The sequence below is a fragment of the Mesorhizobium sp. KR1-2 genome (genome assembly GCF_040045035.1).
Lineage (GTDB): Bacteria > Pseudomonadota > Alphaproteobacteria > Rhizobiales > Rhizobiaceae > Pseudaminobacter.
In genome coordinates this window covers 172926-187938 of sequence record NZ_JBDZDS010000006.1, presented here as the reverse complement: position 1 = coordinate 187938, position 15013 = coordinate 172926, and the positions used below count along the sequence as shown (strand labels likewise).

The following is a 15013-nucleotide window of genomic DNA, read 5'->3' as shown; positions in this document are numbered from 1 at the left end:
TTCCACTTTTGCAGAGGGTTCAGGTCCAAGTCTTCCGGCGCCGTATCCGGGGGGATGACGGCATGAAGGGAATGGCACCCGGGCAACGCGGTGCCGCTTTGCCTCTGGAGCACGCAATTTCATGCCTTGAAAGCCAGGTCCGCGGTTTTTAGTGTCGTGGTCGAAAGATAAGGAATTTTCCCATGTATCGTTCGGTGATCGATGTAATCGGCAATACGCCGCTGATCAGGCTCAGGCGCGCCTCGGAGGAAACCGGCTGCGAAATCCTCGGCAAGGCCGAGTTCATGAACCCGGGGCAGTCGGTAAAGGACCGCGCCGGCCTGTTTATCATCCAGGATGCCGAGCAGAAGGGCCTGCTCAAGCCGGGTGGCGTCATCGTCGAGGGTACGGCCGGCAACACCGGCATCGGGCTCACCGTGGTCGCCAAGGCGCTCGGCTATCGCACCGTCATCGTCATCCCCGACACGCAAAGCCAGGAAAAGAAGGACGCGCTGCGCTTGCTCGGCGCGGAACTGATCGAGGTCCCGGCGGTGCCTTACAAGAACCCGAACAACTACGTGAAGGTTTCGGGCAGGCTCGCCGAGCAACTGGCCAAGAGCGACCCGCACGGCGCGATCTGGGCAAACCAGTTCGACAATATCGCCAACCGCGACGGTCACATGCGCACCACGGCGCAGGAGATCTGGAAGCAGACCGAAGGCAAGGTCGACGGCTTCGTCTCGGCGGTGGGCACCGGCGGCACGCTGGCCGGCGTCGCGGCAGGCCTGAAGGAAAAGAACAAGGCGGTGAAGATCGCGCTCGCCGACCCGCTGGGCGCGGCGCTCTACAGCTACTACACCACCGGCGAACTGAAGTCCGAAGGCAGTTCCATCACCGAGGGTATCGGGCAGGGGCGCATCACGGCCAACTTGGAGGGTTTTTCGCCCGACTTCTCCTACCAGATTCCGGACGCCGAAGCGCTGCCGATCATCTTTGACCTGGTGCAGGAGGAGGGGCTTTGCCTCGGCGGGTCGACCGGCATCAACATCGCCGGCGCCATCCGGCTGGCGCGCGAGCTGGGCCCCGGCCATACCATCGTAACCGTGCTGTGCGATTACGGCACGCGCTACCAGTCGAAGCTGTTCAACCCGGAATTCCTGCGCACCAAGGACCTGCCGATCCCCGAATGGATGGACCGCCAGACCGACATCCCGGTGCCCTACGAGGCAGTAGCATGATGGCCCATACCACCCACGCAATCTTCCGCGACGACGCCTATCTAGCTGAAGCGGAGGCGGCGGTTGTCGCCGTCAACGAACGCGGCGGCATCATCCTCGACCGCACGATCTTCTATGCCACCTCCGGCGGCCAGCCCGGCGACACCGGCTTCCTGACCCGGGCCGACGGCAGCCGCATCGCGATCGCGGCCACCATCACGGGCGAGACCAAGAACGAGATCATCCACGTTCCGGCGGCCGGGCAGCCGCTGCCGGGGCCGGGTGAACGGCTGGCGCTCGCGATCGACTGGCCGCGCCGGCACTTGCTCATGCGTATGCACACGGCCTGCCACCTGCTCACCGTCATCTGCCCGTTCCCGATCACCGGCGCGTCGGTGGCCGAGGACGATTCGCGCGTCGATTTCGACTTGCCCGATACGGGCTTCACCAAGGAAGAGGTTACGGCGCGGCTGATGGAGCTGGTCGCTGCCGACCATCCGGTGTTCACGCAGTTGATCTCGGACGATGAGCTTGCCGCCAATCCTGGCCTCGTGAAGTCCAAGAATGTCAGGCCGCCCACTGGCAATGGTCAGATCCGGCTGGTCTGCATCGGCGACAAGGGTTCGGTCGACAGCCAGCCCTGCGGCGGCACGCATGTGCGCAGCACTGGCGAGGTCGGTGAGATCCATATCGGCAAGATCGAGAAGAAGGGTCGCGAAAACCGTCGCTTCCGCATCCGCTTCGGGCCGTCGCCGGCCTGATAGGCCGATGACCGACTGACCAGAGCTCAGCCGCTCAGGCCTGCGGGCGGCTCTGGCGCATTTCGTAGAAGCTTGCGCGCTCGTCCCAACGCGTCAGCAGCTGCTGGGCGGCGCGCGGCACGGACACCGGATCGTTGGCTTCCGCCTTCAGGGGCGTCAGTCTCTTGGCATTGTCGAAATTCATCACCCAGATGAATTCCACCTCCTCGCCAGACACCCGGCGCAGCAATTCCATGTTCTGATAGCCGGGCAGCCGCAGGCCCTCGATCGCGGGGAACATCAGCGTGTCGAGCAGGCGTTCATAGGCGTCCGCGTTGTCGGGGCTGGTATAGCTACGCCAAATTCGTCTGATCACGATGCTCTTGCCTTCTTCATTTCCGTCGCCCCCCGCGGCACGCCCCAAGTGGTGTCGGTTGTAAGGTGGCGCAAGATGCAAGCACGGCAAAAATTGACGAAAATGTGTAAACTCCGAATGTTGTTGCCGGCGCAGCCATCGCGGCGGTTGCGGTTTTGCCTTGCGCTTGATCAAGACCTCGGCTGCACTGCTGGTATAGCCTGACCGGGTCGCGGATTCGCAAGACGATGCCAGGTCAGGGCAAGAACCCGCGCCACGAGGGAGAAAGACATGTCCGTTACCAGCCCGTTCGTTGTCGATGCCGATTGGCTGCAATCGCGGCTTGGGGCGCCCGGCCTGTCGATCGTCGATGCCTCCTGGTATCTACCGGCGCAGAAGCGCGATGCGCGCGCCGAATACGATGCGGCGCACATTCCCGGAGCCGTGTTCTTCGATCTCGATCTTGTCGTGGATCCGGAGTCGAAATTGCCCCACACGCTGCCAAGGCCTGGTGTCTTCGCGCAGCATGCTGGCTCCATGGGCATCTCCGCCGACGACACGATCGTGGTCTATGATGGGCCGGGCTTCTTTTCAGCGGCGCGCGTGTGGTGGATGTTCCGCGTCATGGGCGTCTATCAGGTCTACGTCCTGGACGGCGGCTTCGACCGCTGGAAGGCAGCGGGGCGCCCCGTAACGGCGGCCCCGACCAGGATCGCGGGCGGAGTGTTCCACGCCAGCTTTGACACCAGACGTGTCGTCTCGCTGAAAGACATGCGACGCATCGTCGAAAGCGGCGAGTACCAGATTGCGGATGCCCGCTCGCCGGGCCGCTTCGCCGGGGCGGAGCCGGAGCCGCGGCCGGGAATGCGCGCCGGCCACATGCCCGGCGCCAAGAACGTACCGTACTCTTCGCTGTCGGAAAATGGAGAGCTTCTTCCGCTCGAAGGCCTGAAGGCGGTATTGGAGAACGCTGGTCTCGATCTTTCGAAGCCGGTAGTCACCTCCTGCGGGTCCGGGGTCACGGCAGCGGTTATCTCCCTGGCGCTGGAAAGCCTCGGTCACACCAACAACCGGCTCTATGATGGCTCCTGGAGCGAATGGGGTGCGCTGGCCGACACTCCAGTCGCCACCGGCAAGGATTGAGAATGATCGACGACGACGACGTGCAGACAATTCCGGTTACCGTCACCTTCCTCGAGATGAGTGTGCCGCCGGCCCATTACCCGCCGCTGCCCCTCAACAAGCAGATTGCCCTTCTGAAGGCACGAAACATACCGCTGCATTTTTACCGCTACCTCATGGATAGGGTCGGGCGGAAATGGCATTGGGTGAACGGGCTCCGGCTCAACGACGAGGAACTCGCGGCAGGCCTCCATCGCGAGGACCGCGACGTGCGTGTGCTCTATCTCGATGGAGCTCCGGCTGGCTTCTTCGACCTCAAGCTGCACATGCCCGATGAGGTCGAGCTCGCCTATTTCGGCATGATGGAACATGCGATCGGGCAGGGGCTGGGGCGCTGGTTCCTTAGTTCTGCCGTCCAGGCGGCCTGGTCATACAAGCCCCTGCACGTCTCCGTGCAGACCTGCACCATGGACCATCCCGCAGCGCTTCCGCTTTACCAGAAGCTCGGCTTCTCGCCCGTCGGCCAGAAGCACGAAGTGGTCCGCACCATGTCATTTGCCGAGCGTTCGGCCAGTGTTATGCGTCCCTGATCTCTAGCGACGGCTCTCCTGTAGTCGGCAACGAAGGCTGAAGGCTGCGTTCATGGAGTCTTCAGCTTCGCGCGGGCATGTTCGCGCCGTCAAGTCGGCCCGATGGCCACCAATGCAGGAGACAATCATGATCAACCGCCGTCATTTCGCAGCCGCCATGGTCGCGCTGCTCGCTTTCCCGACCATCGCACCGGCGCAGAACATGATGCCTTCGTCTTCGCAGATCGAACGCCGGCTGGAAGCCGCGCCCACGCGCAAGCTGCGCCGCGACCAGCGTGTCACCGTGCGCGAGTTCAAGCGCCGGCCGGAACTGCGCCGCATGGCGCCTTCCATCGACATCCAGGCAATCAACTTCGAGTTCGGCTCGGCCGAGGTTCCCTCTTCGCAGTATGGCAAGGTCGAGCAGATCGCCAACGCGCTGGACCGCCTGCTGCGCCGTCGTCCCGATACGCGCATCCTGATCGAGGGACACACCGACGCAGTCGGTTCCTATGAAGCCAACCAGGTCCTCTCGGAGCGCAGGGCGGATTCCATGAAGCGCGTGCTGGTGCGCGAGTTCGGAATACCTCCCTACGTGCTGGAGACGGTGGGCTACGGCGCGGAATTCCTGTTGGTTCCGACCCGGAACGAGAACTGGGAAAACCGCCGCGTGACGCTCCGGCGCATCGACGACTTCTTGCGCTAAAGCCCCGTTTTCGATCCGCCTGAATACAAGGCCCGCCGACGAAGAAGCGTCGGCGGGCCATTTTCGTTTGGAATGCGAAAAGTTATTTTTATTCAACAGGTTAGAAAAGACACGCGTCCGTGAAACGGCGGAAAAAAGCGTCGCGCTGTTGTGATTGGTTCGTGTGCGGGAGGCCACCTATCTCATCAGTATCGGAAGAAATGCTCTCTGAATAAGGAAATTCTTTTCTGGCCGGTTCGGGCCAAAGCCGAAGTCAAAGAATGGCGGATGTATGGGCTTTCCGGGGTTTTGCTGGACGCCAGGCATTTCTACGCAGTTCCGTCCGAATGGACTGAGCAAACATTATTGATGAGGAGACAAAAAATGAGAAAGTTTCTCTTTGCTATTACGGCAGTTCTTCTTGGCTCTGGTGCAGCACTGGCCGACTCGGCTCCGCCCACGGTCATCGTGAACCCGAAGCACATCGTCTTTGAGACCTATGCCAATGCGCCGGTCACTGGCGATACGGCTCCTTCGGTCAAGATCGTCAAGCAGCCTCGCCTCGACTACAGGAGCGCAGCAGCTATCCAGGCTCCGCACTACGGCGTCCTGTACAATTCTCGTGGAGGCGATGCGGCGCCGCCGCTTCGTTGAGCCGGCAATCCGCACGAACAAGCAATAAGGGGCTTGGGACTTAAGGGCGACGGATTTGATCCGCCGCCCTTTCGATTCGCGCGGTCGCCGTTCAGCCTGTGCCCGTCTTCCGCCATGTTAGTGTCCGGACGAACTGCCGGTCAGGCGGCCAGCACCGTCTTCGGCTCTGCCATTTCGTAGCCGAGTGCCTCGGCCACCGCGCGGTTGGTGATCCTGCCCTTGTGCACGTTCAGCCCGTTGCGCAGATGCGGCTCGTCCACCAGCGCCTTCAGCCCCTTGTCCGCCAGTTGCAGGCCATAGTGCAACGTCGCGTTGTTCAGGGCGTGTGCCGACGTCACCGGCACCGCGCCCGGCATATTGGCCACGCAGTAGTGGATGATGCCGTCCACCTCATAGGTGGGGTGGGCGTGGGTGGTCGCGTGCGAGGTCTCGAAGCAGCCGCCCTGGTCGATGGCCACGTCCACCAGCACCGAGCCCTTCTTCATGCCCGACAGCATTTCGCGGGAGACGAGCTTTGGCGCGGCCGCGCCCGGGATCAGCACGGCACCGACCACCACGTCGGCCGAGAAGCACTCCTCCTCCAGCGCCTCGACGGTTGAGTAGCGGGTGTGAACGCGCCCGCCGAAGATGTCGTCGAGCTGGCGCAGGCGCGGGATGAAGCGGTCCAGAATGGTGACCTCGGCGCCGAGGCCAACCGCCATCTTGGCAGCATTCAGGCCGACCACGCCGCCGCCGATGATCGCGACCTTGCCAGGCTGCACCCCGGGCACGCCGCCCAGGAGCACGCCACGGCCGCCATTGACCTTCTGCAGCGCCGTTGCGCCGGCCTGTATCGCCAGGCGGCCGGCAACCTCGGACATGGGCGCAAGCAGTGGCAAGCCGCCGCGATCGTCTGTGACTGTCTCGTAGGCGATTGCCGTGACGCCGGACGCCAGCAGGCCCTTGGCCTGTTCGGGGTCGGGCGCGAGGTGAAGATAGGTGTAGAGGATCTGGCCCTCGTGCAACTGCACCCATTCGTTGGGCTGCGGTTCCTTCACCTTCACGATCATGTCCGATCGGGCAAAGACCTCTTCGGCTGTCCTGGCGATGGTCGCGCCGGCGGCGCGGTAGGCGTTGTCGTCTGCGCCGATGCCGGCCCCGGCGCCGGTTTCGACAAGAACGTCATGGCCGTGGGCGGCGTATTCGCGGACCGCGCCGGGTGTCAGTCCGACGCGGAATTCGTTGTTCTTGATTTCCTTGGGGCATCCAACGCGCATGTGGGTCCTCCGTTTATTCCCTTGACGCATGGTAAAGTGATGAAATCACAGATTCGGTCACGCATCCTTGCGAATTTGGTTGCCTGATGGCCGCAAGATCGATACTTTTTGCGTAAAATAAATAGTTATTCGAAGGAACAGCGAAAAGTGTCACTGGATAGGATCGATATCGCCATATTGGACGCCCTGCAGCGGGACGGGCGCATTCCCAATGCGGCTTTGGCGGAGAAGGTCGGGCTGTCGCAGTCGGCCTGTTCGCGCCGGCTCGATAACCTTGAAAAGAGCGGCGTCATCCGTGGTTATCACGCGCGGCTGTCCAATGCCGCGCTCGGGCATCAGATGACGGCGATCGTACATATTTCGCTGTCGGGGCAGTTCGAGAAGACGCTTTCCGATTTCGAAGCGGCCGTGAAGCGCTGCCCCAATATCCTCTCCTGCCATCTCATGTCGGGCGAATACGACTACATTCTGCGCATCGCTGCCAAGGATCTCGCCGATTATGAGCGCATCCACAAGGAATGGCTGTCGGCGATGCCGCATGTGACGAAGATCAACTCGTCCTTCGCCCTGCGCGAGATCATCGACCGCACCGCCCTGGGCATGAAGCCGGAACTCGCCTGAGAGTTTTTGCCCCTTCCTTGCCGCCCCGCCGATTTGGCGGGGCTTTTTGTTTGTGGGGCTTGCTTGCCGGTTCCTTTTCCGCCTCGGCGGACGCGCCCCGATCGCCCTTTCGAGGGTCCGGGGGCACCCGTCATTCCCTTGTCATCCTCGCCTGCTGGACTCGCCAAAAATTCGGCGCGAAACTCTCCGGGTTTCGACGTCGATTTTTTTGAGCCTTATTCACAGGAGAGAAAACTCATGTCGCAGGTGCTTCCCCCTATCACCCGCCGGTCGTTTCTAGCAGGCTCCGCTGCTGTCGGTGCCCTGGTGATGCTTCATCCCTTCTCGGCGCGCGCACAGGCCAATCAGGCGCATCTCAGGATCATGGAGACCACCGACATCCATGTGAACGTGCTGCCCTACGACTACTACGCCGACAAGCCCAACGACACGATGGGCCTTTCCCGGACCGCCTCGATCATCGATGCCGTGCGCAAGGAAGCCACCAACAGCATGCTGATCGACAACGGCGACCTTTTGCAGGGCAGCCCCATGGGCGACTACATCGCCTATGAGAAGGGCCTGAAGGAGGGTGACGTTCACCCGATCATGAAGGGCATGAACCTGCTCGGCTACGAGTGCTCGACGCTCGGCAACCACGAGTTCAACTACGGCCTGTCCTTCCTCGACAAGGTGCTGGCCGGCGCGAACTTCCCCTTTGTCTGCGCCAACCTAATCCGTGGCACCGAACTCGCCTCCAATCCGCGCGACGACAAGCTCTATCTCAAGCCCTATGTGATCCTCGACAGGAAGCTCAAGGACGGCGCCGGCGAAGAACACCCGATCCGCATCGGCGTCATCGGCTTCGTCCCGCCGCAGGTCATGATCTGGGACGCCAAGAACCTGACCGGCAATGTCATCGCGCGCGACATAGTGCAGGCGGCCAAGGCCTGGGTGCCGCAGATCAAGGAGGAGGGCGCCGATGTCGTGATCGCGCTGTCTCACTCCGGCATCGATGCCAAGCAGAGCGACATGATGGAGAACGCGTCGCTGTTCCTGGCCGGCGTGGACGGTATCGACGCCGTCTTCACCGGCCACCAGCATCTGGTTTTCCCCGGCAAGAAGGATTTCCAGGGGCTTGAGGCCGTCGACACGGAAAAGGGCACCCTCATGGGCAAGCCCGCCGTCATGGGCGGCTTCTGGGGCTCGCATATGGGCCTGATCGACCTCCTTCTGGAGCGCGACGGCAACAAGTGGCGCGTGGCGTCGGCCACTTCCGAGGCGCGGCCGATCTATGAGCGCGTCGACAACAAGAACAAGGCGCTCGTCGAGGACGATAGCCGCCTCGTCGATGCGCTCAAGGAAGATCATGAGGCGACGCTTGCCTATGTGCGCCGCCCGGTCGGCAAGACGTCCGCGCCGCTCTATTCCTACTTCGCGCTGGTCGCCGACGATCCGTCGGTGCAGATCGTGAGCCAGGCGCAGACTTGGTACATCAAGGACTTGCTGAAGGATTCGAAGTGGAAGGACCTTCCTGTGCTCTCGGCAGCTGCGCCCTTCAAGGCCGGCGGCCGCGGCGGCGCCGACTACTATACGGACGTGCCGGCCGGCGACATCGCCATCAAGAACGTCGCGGACCTCTATCTCTACCCGAACACGGTGCGGGCGGTTGAGGTCACTGGCGCGCAGGTCGAGGAATGGCTGGAAATGTCGGCTGGCATCTTCAACAAGATCGAGCCGGGTAAGGCCGACCAGGTGCTCATCAACAAGGACTTCCCGTCCTACAATTACGATGTCATCGACGGCGTGACCTACAAGATCGACCTGTCCGAAGCGCCGAAATACGATGCCAAGGGCGGGGTTGCCAATGCCTCGTCCAACCGCATCAAGGATCTCATGTTCGATGGGAAACCCATTGATGCGGAAGCGAAATTCGTCGTTGCCACGAACAATTACCGTGCCGGCGGCGGCGGTAATTTCCCGGAGATCAACGCTTCCAAGATCATTTTCGAAGCTCCCGACACGAACCGCGACGTCATCGTCCGCTACATCGTCGACCAGAAGACCATCAATCCGTCGGCCGACGGAAACTGGTCGTTCGCGCCGATGCCGGGCACGACCGTCATGTTCGAAACTGGTCCCAAGGCCAAGGAGTTCCTGGGGCAGGTGAAGGGCGTGAAGATCGAGGCGGCAGGCGACGGCGCCGACGGCTTCGCGAAGTATCGCATCACGCTTTGAAGCAAACTGGTTTTGGATAAAGCTGGGGCGGCAGATCACTCTGCCGCCCCATTTTTGGCCGTGCATATCGACGGCTAGCGTGAGATGACCGCATCCTGCGGATTGACGACGACCGAGGAGGGCGCCGCGTCGCCATCGCGCAGGTTCGGGGTCGTGGTGGCGAAGCCGCCGAACCCGGCAGCGCCGGTCACGTCAATGGACGTGGGCGGATTGACGACGACCGATGAGGGCGCCGCGTCGCCATCGCGCAAGTTCGGGGTCGTGGTGGCAAAGCCGCCGAAACCGGCATGTCCGGTCAGGTCAACGAACGGGGGCGGGTTCACGACAACCGTTGGAGGTGCAGCATCTCCATCGCGTGGATTGTATATCTGCGCGCTCGCCAAGGAAGCGGTTGTAGTCAAGAGAGCTAAGGCAAGAGGAATTACTATCTTTTTCATAGTTATTCTCCGTTTTTCATAGCCCTGTATTTTTCATCGGGCATAGAACACCGAAGATAAGTGTGGGAGGAATAGTCCTATCTTCGTACGCATACCAAATAATAGGTTTACGGTCACTCAACATCAAATCAATCACTTGCGAGGTTGATTGGAGGTCCTCACAGTTTCGTGCGATTGGAAACGGCCTGGGAGGTGGCCGTTTCCAGTGCACCTGGCCCTTTCGGGCCCATGCGGTGCTAACATCTTGCTTTGTTGCGAGATTTCACGTCGCTTGGACGGTTCCGCTCAACCTGCGGTGCAGGGAGCCCCGATGCCGTATCAGCGGTTATCGGCGCGCTGCTGGATGATCAGGGCGCGTTCCTGCTCGTTGGTCGCTCCGACAGGAGCCTTGGTCGCAGCACCCGAGGAATATTCCATCCCGGAAGGCTGGTTCACGACGACCGAGGCGGGGGCTGCATCCTGCGAGTGGCTCTCGGCCAGCGCGACGCCGGAAGTCATGATCACGGCAGCGAGTGCAACAATTGTCTTCTTCATCTGTATTCTCCAATGTATTCGTGATCTTACAGCACCGAATAGGTGGGATACCTAAGCGGAATTTTGCCCGTGTATTTCACAGATAGATTTGAGTGAATCTCATTCTTATCTTTGAATACGTGGACACCCTGTCGATTCATGATCACGGATGCACATATGGGCGAATACGCTTCGGAAATTAAGCCGACTGAACATCAACAGCGGGAGATCGGCCATGGGGTAGCGATCACGCGATTGTGTTCGGGTGTCGCAACGCCTTGAGCGGCAAGGCCTTGCACGGGTCGTGTAGCTGACAGCCTGCCCTATATGAGCGTGGCGACAACGCGGAATGATCCGAAAACCCTCATCGGTAGGGGTGTGTTTGCGGTCTTGATGACGCACGGGCAGCAAAAATGCCTCGACGCATTGACGCGCGCGCGTTGCCGACCCAAAAGACGCCTCGCAGAGTCGAGGAGGCAAGATTGATCCGGCATATCGTGTTTTTCAGCGCCAAGCGAAAAGAGGATGTGCAGGCCATTCGGTCGGGGCTGCGCGAGCTCGCCGCGATTCCGCATTCCAGCCACTTCGAAGTGACGGTCAACACCAAGGTCGATCCGCTTTGCGACGCGATCGATGTTGTTGTCTATGCCGAATTCGCCGACGCCGCGGCGCTGGCCGCCTACAAGGCGCATCCGGTTTATGCCGAAACGACGCGCAAGGTTCGGCCGATGCGCGAACTGCGGTTTTCGGCCGATGTGGTGGCGGAGAAGGAATGACGGCGGTCCTTGCGCGATCACGGCGGTAGCCGCGGTCAGTGCCTCACCCGCGTCGGCCGGAGCCGGAGCGTGTCTATGGGCGTAGCTGCACTGCGCATTAACTAAGCGAAACCGGTCGTTCCTCGGCGGCATCATGCTCAAATCGCAAAAGATCCCTATCAGCCAGATCCATGTCTCGGCAGCGCGCCGCAAGACGCTGCATCCGCCAACGGTGCGGCTGATTGCCGAGAGCATCGACAAGAATGGCCTGCAGACGCCGATCCAGGTGCGCCACGACGGCAAGCGCTATGTGCTGGTCGATGGCCTGCATCGGCTCGAGGCGCTGAAATGGCTCGGCGAAACCACTGTCGACAGCTATCTGGTGGATACAAGCCGCCATTAGGTGAGGTTCGATCGCATAGTGGCGAGGCTCGGTAGGCAATTCTGTCCATGAGACCGCGCTCAAAGTGCTGACCCGAGGCGCGTGGTCAGAATGCGGGCCTATGTTAAGCTCTGTCCGGCCCGATGAGTCGGGCCGTCGTCGAGCGTGCTCGAGTTGAAGCGCCGCCATGCCGTAAGGCTGGCGCAAGCGACTGCCACCATCCTGCTGTTAGTTTGTTGCCGTTCCGTGTGTCTGGGCAATTGGCAAGGGGAAGGGCCGATGCACTACATACCCGAAGACTGCCTGAAGCCGCGCCTGACCGAGCGCGTGGATATCCTCACCGCTGTCGACATTTTGCGCTCTCGCGGCTTCGACCAGGATGACCTGATCAGCGAGATCACCAGGCTCTTTTACGTGGATCTTGACGAGTACAATCTCGTCATGCGCCGGCTCGCGGACGGTGGCTTGCGCTACGACGGATTTACCATCCACGAATAAGTCGCCGGAGTCAGGTTCGACGTCGAGCCGACAAGGCCGGAAGCGTCGCTGGCGGCGTGTGCTGCCCCTACAACGGAATGTTGTCGTGCTTCTTCCAGGGGTTCTGCAGATCCTTGTTGCGAAGCATGCGCAGCGCCCTCGCCACGCGCCGGCGGGTGGAATGCGGCATGATCACCTCGTCGATATAGCCGCGTTCGGCGGCGACGAAGGGCGACAGAAAGCGATCCTCGTAAGTCTTTGTATGCGCTGCGATCTTTTCCGGATCACCAATGTCCTTGCGGTAGATGATCTCCACCGCGCCCTTGGCGCCCATCACCGCGATCTGCGCTGTCGGCCAGGCATAGTTCATGTCACCGCGCAGGTGCTTTGAGGCCATGACGTCATAGGCGCCGCCGAAGGCCTTGCGGGTGATGACCGTAACCTTAGGCACCGTCGCTTCGGCATAGGCAAACAGAAGTTTCGCGCCGTGCTTGATCAGTCCTCCATATTCCTGCGCTGTGCCGGGCAGGAAGCCCGGAACGTCGACGAAGGTGACGATCGGGATGTTGAAGCAGTCGCAGAAGCGCACGAAGCGCGCCGCCTTGCGGCTGGCGTCCGAATCCAGCACGCCCGCCAGCACCATCGGCTGGTTGGCGACGAAGCCGACGGTGCGGCCCTCGATGCGCCCGAAGCCGACGACGATGTTTTTCGCGAAGCTCGGCTGGATCTCGAAGAAGTCGCCTTCGTCGGCGGTCTTCAGGATCAGCTCCTTGATGTCGTAGGGCTTGTTGGCGGTGTCCGGCACCAGCCGGTCGAGCGACATGTCGTGCTCGGTCACCGACTGGAAGCACTCGATCTCGGGAATCTCGGCCGTGTTGGACGCCGGCAGGAAGTCGACCAGTCGACGCATCTGCAAAAGCGTCTCGACATCGTTGTCATAGGCGCCGTCGGCGATGGAGGATTTCGTCGTGTGGATCGATGCGCCGCCGAGCTGCTCGGCTGTGACCGTCTCATTGGTCACCGTCTTCACCACGTCCGGCCCGGTCACGAACATGTAGGAGGTGTCGCGCACCATGAAGATGAAGTCGGTCATGGCGGGCGAATAGACGTCGCCGCCGGCGCAAGGGCCCATGATGACGGAAATCTGCGGGATCACGCCCGAGGCGAGCACGTTGCGCTGGAATACCTCGGCGTAGCCGCCAAGCGCCGCCACGCCCTCCTGGATGCGCGCGCCGCCGGCGTCGTAGAGGCCGATGATCGGCGCGCGGTTGCGCAGCGCCATATCCTGCACCTTCTGGATCTTCTCGGCATGCGCTTCCGACAGCGAGCCGCCGAAGACGGTGAAGTCCTTGGCGAACAGATACACCGGCCGGCCATTGACCGTGCCCCAGCCGGTCACGACGCCGTCGCCGGCGATCTTGGTCTTCTCCATGCCGAAATCGGTCGAGCGGTGCTCGACATACATGTCGAATTCCTCGAAGGAGTCTTCGTCGAGGAAGATTTCGATGCGTTCGCGGGCCGTCAGCTTGCCCTTGGCGTGCTGAGCCGACACGCGGGCCTTGCCGCCTCCGGCGCGTGCGATCTCGCGCCGGCGCTCAAGTTCCTTCAGCACGTCCTTCATGGCGAAACGCTCCTTCAGGCCAAACCTACTGCGTCGGTGTTAGCATGCCGAAAGGGGCGCGCAAATATCGCCATGGGTGCTCTTGGCGGCTCAAGGGCGGGGAAGGGCGATTTGGCCGTTCCCGCCTCTCGCTGCGGGGCCTAGGCTACCAGGTGCCGGTGTTCGGCATCGAAGCCCAGGGCTCGGCCTTGTCCTTGGCCTTTCCCTTCTGCAGCAGCTCGATCGAGATGCCATCGGGCGACTTGATGAAGGCCATGTAGCCGTCGCGCGGGGGGCGGTTGATGGTCACGCCATTGTCCATCAGGTGCTGGCAGGTGGCGTAGATGTCGTCCACCTCATAGGCGAGATGGCCGAAACTGCGCCCGCCAGTATAGTTTTCCGGGTCCCAGTTGTAGGTGAGCTCGAGCAGCGGCGCCTTTTCGGAGCCGGCCGCCCCTTCGTCGTCGCGTGCGGCGAGATAGATCAGCGTGAAGCGGCCCGCTTCGCTTTCGTAGCGGCGCATCTCCTTCATGCCGAGCTTGTTGCAATAGAAATCCATCGATGCGTCGACGTCCGTGACGCGAACCATTGTGTGCAGATAGCGCATGTTCCTCAATCCTTGGGTTGGGCTCTCGGAAAATAGGGCGGCGCGACGAGTCTCGGCAACGGTGAAAGTTGCGCCGGCCGGCCTTGGAAAGATGATCCACAGTATTGATCCGGTAGGAGCCGGAAAAAAGCGGGCCGGCTCTTGCACACACCTGATTCCGAAGTGTTATTCTGATTTTAAAGAATCAGTGGTATGTCGTTTTCGAAAGGTGCGGTAGATGGGGGAGAAAGCCTCTTTTGTGGGGCGAGACTTGGTCGGAAGCGAAGCGTCGATGCTTGACGAGATCGGCGATGCGGCCGGTCTGATCGAGGTCTCGGGAGCCATCAAATGGTTCGACGTGGCCAAGGGCTACGGCTTCATCCGGCCGGATGACGGCGCTGCCGATATTCTCCTCCACGTGACCTGTTTGCGTCGTGACGGGTTCCAGACCGCCCTCGAGGGCGCGCGTGTGGTTTGCCTCATCAAGCAGGGCGAGCGCGGCATGCAGGCCTTCCGCGTCCTGTCCATGGACAATTCCACCGCCGTGCATCCGGCCGAGGCGCAGGAACAGCGCACCCACGTCTCGGTCACGCCCGAAAGCGGCCTCGAGCGGGCATTGGTCAAGTGGTTCAATCGCACCAAGGGTTTTGGCTTCCTGACGCGCGGCGAAGGCACGGAAGACATCTTCATCCACATGGAAACCCTGCGCCGCTACGGGCTGACCGAGCTGCGTCCGGGCCAGGTGGTGCTGCTGCGCTATGGGCGCGGCGATAAGGGCCTCATGGCCGCCGAAATTCACCCTGACATTGGCACTTTGCCGATTCCGCACTAGGTCCACGCCGAAGGTC

Annotated in this window: 18 protein-coding genes; 12 read left to right on the top strand and 6 right to left on the bottom strand. The window is 61.6% G+C overall.

Annotated elements, in window-relative coordinates:
- Window positions 1–182: 182 nt before the first annotated feature.
- The gene (locus ABLE85_RS14275; protein WP_348793393.1) at window positions 183–1217 is read left to right on the top strand and encodes a cysteine synthase A; all 1035 of its coding nucleotides are present in this window, start codon (window positions 183–185) and stop codon (window positions 1215–1217) included.
- Window positions 1217–1957 carry an alanyl-tRNA editing protein gene (locus tag ABLE85_RS14270; protein WP_348793512.1) on the top strand — a complete coding sequence of 247 codons (741 nt, stop codon included), beginning with the start codon at window positions 1217–1219 and terminating at the stop codon, window positions 1955–1957. The genes ABLE85_RS14275 and ABLE85_RS14270 overlap by 1 nt, the downstream gene beginning before the upstream one ends.
- A gap of 34 nt (window positions 1958–1991) precedes the next feature.
- On the opposite strand, the gene ABLE85_RS14265 is transcribed toward ABLE85_RS14270, so the two are convergent.
- Window positions 1992–2486 (bottom strand): hypothetical protein, encoded by a 495-nt coding sequence (locus tag ABLE85_RS14265; RefSeq protein ID WP_348793392.1) that lies wholly within the window; start codon window positions 2484–2486, stop codon window positions 1992–1994.
- 96 nt (window positions 2487–2582) lie between these two features.
- On the opposite strand from ABLE85_RS14265, the gene sseA reads away from it, so the two are divergent.
- From sseA to ABLE85_RS14245, 4 genes are all read left to right on the top strand, one after another.
- Entirely contained in the window at window positions 2583–3434 is an 852-nt protein-coding gene (sseA, locus tag ABLE85_RS14260) for a 3-mercaptopyruvate sulfurtransferase (protein ID WP_348793391.1), read from the top strand.
- Window positions 3435–3436: 2 nt separating this feature from the next.
- Window positions 3437–4003, top strand: coding sequence for a GNAT family N-acetyltransferase (locus tag ABLE85_RS14255; RefSeq protein ID WP_348793390.1), 567 nt, complete (start codon window positions 3437–3439; stop codon window positions 4001–4003).
- Window positions 4004–4130: 127 nt separating this feature from the next.
- Window positions 4131–4688: an OmpA family protein gene (locus tag ABLE85_RS14250; protein WP_348793389.1), complete on the top strand. Its 558-nt coding sequence runs from the start codon at window positions 4131–4133 to the stop codon at window positions 4686–4688.
- A gap of 363 nt (window positions 4689–5051) precedes the next feature.
- A complete protein-coding gene (locus ABLE85_RS14245) occupies window positions 5052–5321 on the top strand; it encodes a hypothetical protein (protein ID WP_348793388.1) in 270 nt (89 codons plus the stop codon).
- A gap of 140 nt (window positions 5322–5461) precedes the next feature.
- On the opposite strand, the gene ald is transcribed toward ABLE85_RS14245, so the two are convergent.
- A complete protein-coding gene (gene ald / locus ABLE85_RS14240; RefSeq protein WP_348793387.1) occupies window positions 5462–6577 on the bottom strand; it encodes an alanine dehydrogenase in 1116 nt (371 codons plus the stop codon).
- 147 nt (window positions 6578–6724) lie between these two features.
- On the opposite strand from ald, the gene ABLE85_RS14235 reads away from it, so the two are divergent.
- A complete protein-coding gene (locus ABLE85_RS14235; RefSeq protein ID WP_348793386.1) occupies window positions 6725–7198 on the top strand; it encodes an Lrp/AsnC family transcriptional regulator in 474 nt (157 codons plus the stop codon).
- Window positions 7199–7435: 237 nt separating this feature from the next.
- Window positions 7436–9415, top strand: a complete 1980-nt coding sequence (locus tag ABLE85_RS14230) for a bifunctional 2',3'-cyclic-nucleotide 2'-phosphodiesterase/3'-nucleotidase (RefSeq protein WP_348793385.1) — start codon at window positions 7436–7438, stop codon at window positions 9413–9415.
- 74 nt (window positions 9416–9489) lie between these two features.
- Here the strand turns inward: ABLE85_RS14230 and ABLE85_RS14225 are convergent, their stop codons facing one another.
- Together ABLE85_RS14225 and ABLE85_RS14220 are read right to left on the bottom strand one after the other, a co-directional pair.
- On the bottom strand, window positions 9490–9738 hold the full coding sequence (locus tag ABLE85_RS14225) for a hypothetical protein (RefSeq protein WP_348793384.1): 249 nt from the start codon (window positions 9736–9738) through the stop codon (window positions 9490–9492).
- Window positions 9739–10170: 432 nt separating this feature from the next.
- On the bottom strand, window positions 10171–10386 hold the full coding sequence (locus ABLE85_RS14220) for a hypothetical protein (RefSeq protein WP_348793383.1): 216 nt from the start codon (window positions 10384–10386) through the stop codon (window positions 10171–10173).
- A gap of 461 nt (window positions 10387–10847) precedes the next feature.
- Here ABLE85_RS14220 and ABLE85_RS14215 point away from each other — a divergent pair, with 461 nt between their 5' ends.
- The 3 genes from ABLE85_RS14215 to ABLE85_RS14205 all read left to right on the top strand — a co-directional run bounded on the left by ABLE85_RS14215 (window position 10848) and on the right by ABLE85_RS14205 (window position 12000).
- Complete coding sequence (locus ABLE85_RS14215; protein WP_348793382.1) at window positions 10848–11141, top strand: Dabb family protein; 294 nt, start codon at window positions 10848–10850, stop codon at window positions 11139–11141.
- A gap of 133 nt (window positions 11142–11274) precedes the next feature.
- Window positions 11275–11523 (top strand): ParB N-terminal domain-containing protein, encoded by a 249-nt coding sequence (locus tag ABLE85_RS14210; protein WP_348793381.1) that lies wholly within the window; start codon window positions 11275–11277, stop codon window positions 11521–11523.
- A 258-nt stretch (window positions 11524–11781) separates the two neighbouring features.
- Window positions 11782–12000, top strand: coding sequence for a hypothetical protein (locus tag ABLE85_RS14205; RefSeq protein ID WP_348793380.1), 219 nt, complete (start codon window positions 11782–11784; stop codon window positions 11998–12000).
- A gap of 67 nt (window positions 12001–12067) precedes the next feature.
- Here the strand turns inward: ABLE85_RS14205 and ABLE85_RS14200 are convergent, their stop codons facing one another.
- Complete coding sequence (locus ABLE85_RS14200; protein WP_348793379.1) at window positions 12068–13600, bottom strand: acyl-CoA carboxylase subunit beta; 1533 nt, start codon at window positions 13598–13600, stop codon at window positions 12068–12070.
- A gap of 145 nt (window positions 13601–13745) precedes the next feature.
- A complete protein-coding gene (locus ABLE85_RS14195) occupies window positions 13746–14186 on the bottom strand; it encodes a VOC family protein (protein WP_348793378.1) in 441 nt (146 codons plus the stop codon).
- 217 nt (window positions 14187–14403) lie between these two features.
- On the opposite strand from ABLE85_RS14195, the gene ABLE85_RS14190 reads away from it, so the two are divergent.
- Window positions 14404–14997: a cold-shock protein gene (locus ABLE85_RS14190; RefSeq protein WP_348793377.1), complete on the top strand. Its 594-nt coding sequence runs from the start codon at window positions 14404–14406 to the stop codon at window positions 14995–14997.
- The last annotated feature ends 16 nt before the right edge of the window (window positions 14998–15013 follow it).

Excerpts from the sequence above, each read along its gene's own strand:
- ABLE85_RS14230 (WP_348793385.1), top strand. The coding sequence starts at position 7,436 with ATGTCGCAGGTGCTTCCCCCTATCACCCGCCGGTCGTTTCTAGCAGGC.
- ABLE85_RS14195 (WP_348793378.1), bottom strand. The coding sequence starts at position 14,186 with ATGCGCTATCTGCACACAATGGTTCGCGTCACGGACGTCGACGCATCG.
- ABLE85_RS14220 (WP_348793383.1), bottom strand. The coding sequence starts at position 10,386 with ATGAAGAAGACAATTGTTGCACTCGCTGCCGTGATCATGACTTCCGGC.
- ABLE85_RS14200 (WP_348793379.1), bottom strand. The coding sequence starts at position 13,600 with ATGAAGGACGTGCTGAAGGAACTTGAGCGCCGGCGCGAGATCGCACGC.
- ABLE85_RS14190 (WP_348793377.1), top strand. The coding sequence starts at position 14,404 with ATGGGGGAGAAAGCCTCTTTTGTGGGGCGAGACTTGGTCGGAAGCGAA.
- ald (WP_348793387.1), bottom strand. The coding sequence starts at position 6,577 with ATGCGCGTTGGATGCCCCAAGGAAATCAAGAACAACGAATTCCGCGTC.
- ABLE85_RS14250 (WP_348793389.1), top strand. The coding sequence starts at position 4,131 with ATGATCAACCGCCGTCATTTCGCAGCCGCCATGGTCGCGCTGCTCGCT.
- ABLE85_RS14275 (WP_348793393.1), top strand. The coding sequence starts at position 183 with ATGTATCGTTCGGTGATCGATGTAATCGGCAATACGCCGCTGATCAGG.
- ABLE85_RS14205 (WP_348793380.1), top strand. The coding sequence starts at position 11,782 with ATGCACTACATACCCGAAGACTGCCTGAAGCCGCGCCTGACCGAGCGC.
- ABLE85_RS14270 (WP_348793512.1), top strand. The coding sequence starts at position 1,217 with ATGGCCCATACCACCCACGCAATCTTCCGCGACGACGCCTATCTAGCT.
- ABLE85_RS14210 (WP_348793381.1), top strand. The coding sequence starts at position 11,275 with ATGCTCAAATCGCAAAAGATCCCTATCAGCCAGATCCATGTCTCGGCA.
- ABLE85_RS14245 (WP_348793388.1), top strand. The coding sequence starts at position 5,052 with ATGAGAAAGTTTCTCTTTGCTATTACGGCAGTTCTTCTTGGCTCTGGT.
- sseA (WP_348793391.1), top strand. The coding sequence starts at position 2,583 with ATGTCCGTTACCAGCCCGTTCGTTGTCGATGCCGATTGGCTGCAATCG.
- ABLE85_RS14255 (WP_348793390.1), top strand. The coding sequence starts at position 3,437 with ATGATCGACGACGACGACGTGCAGACAATTCCGGTTACCGTCACCTTC.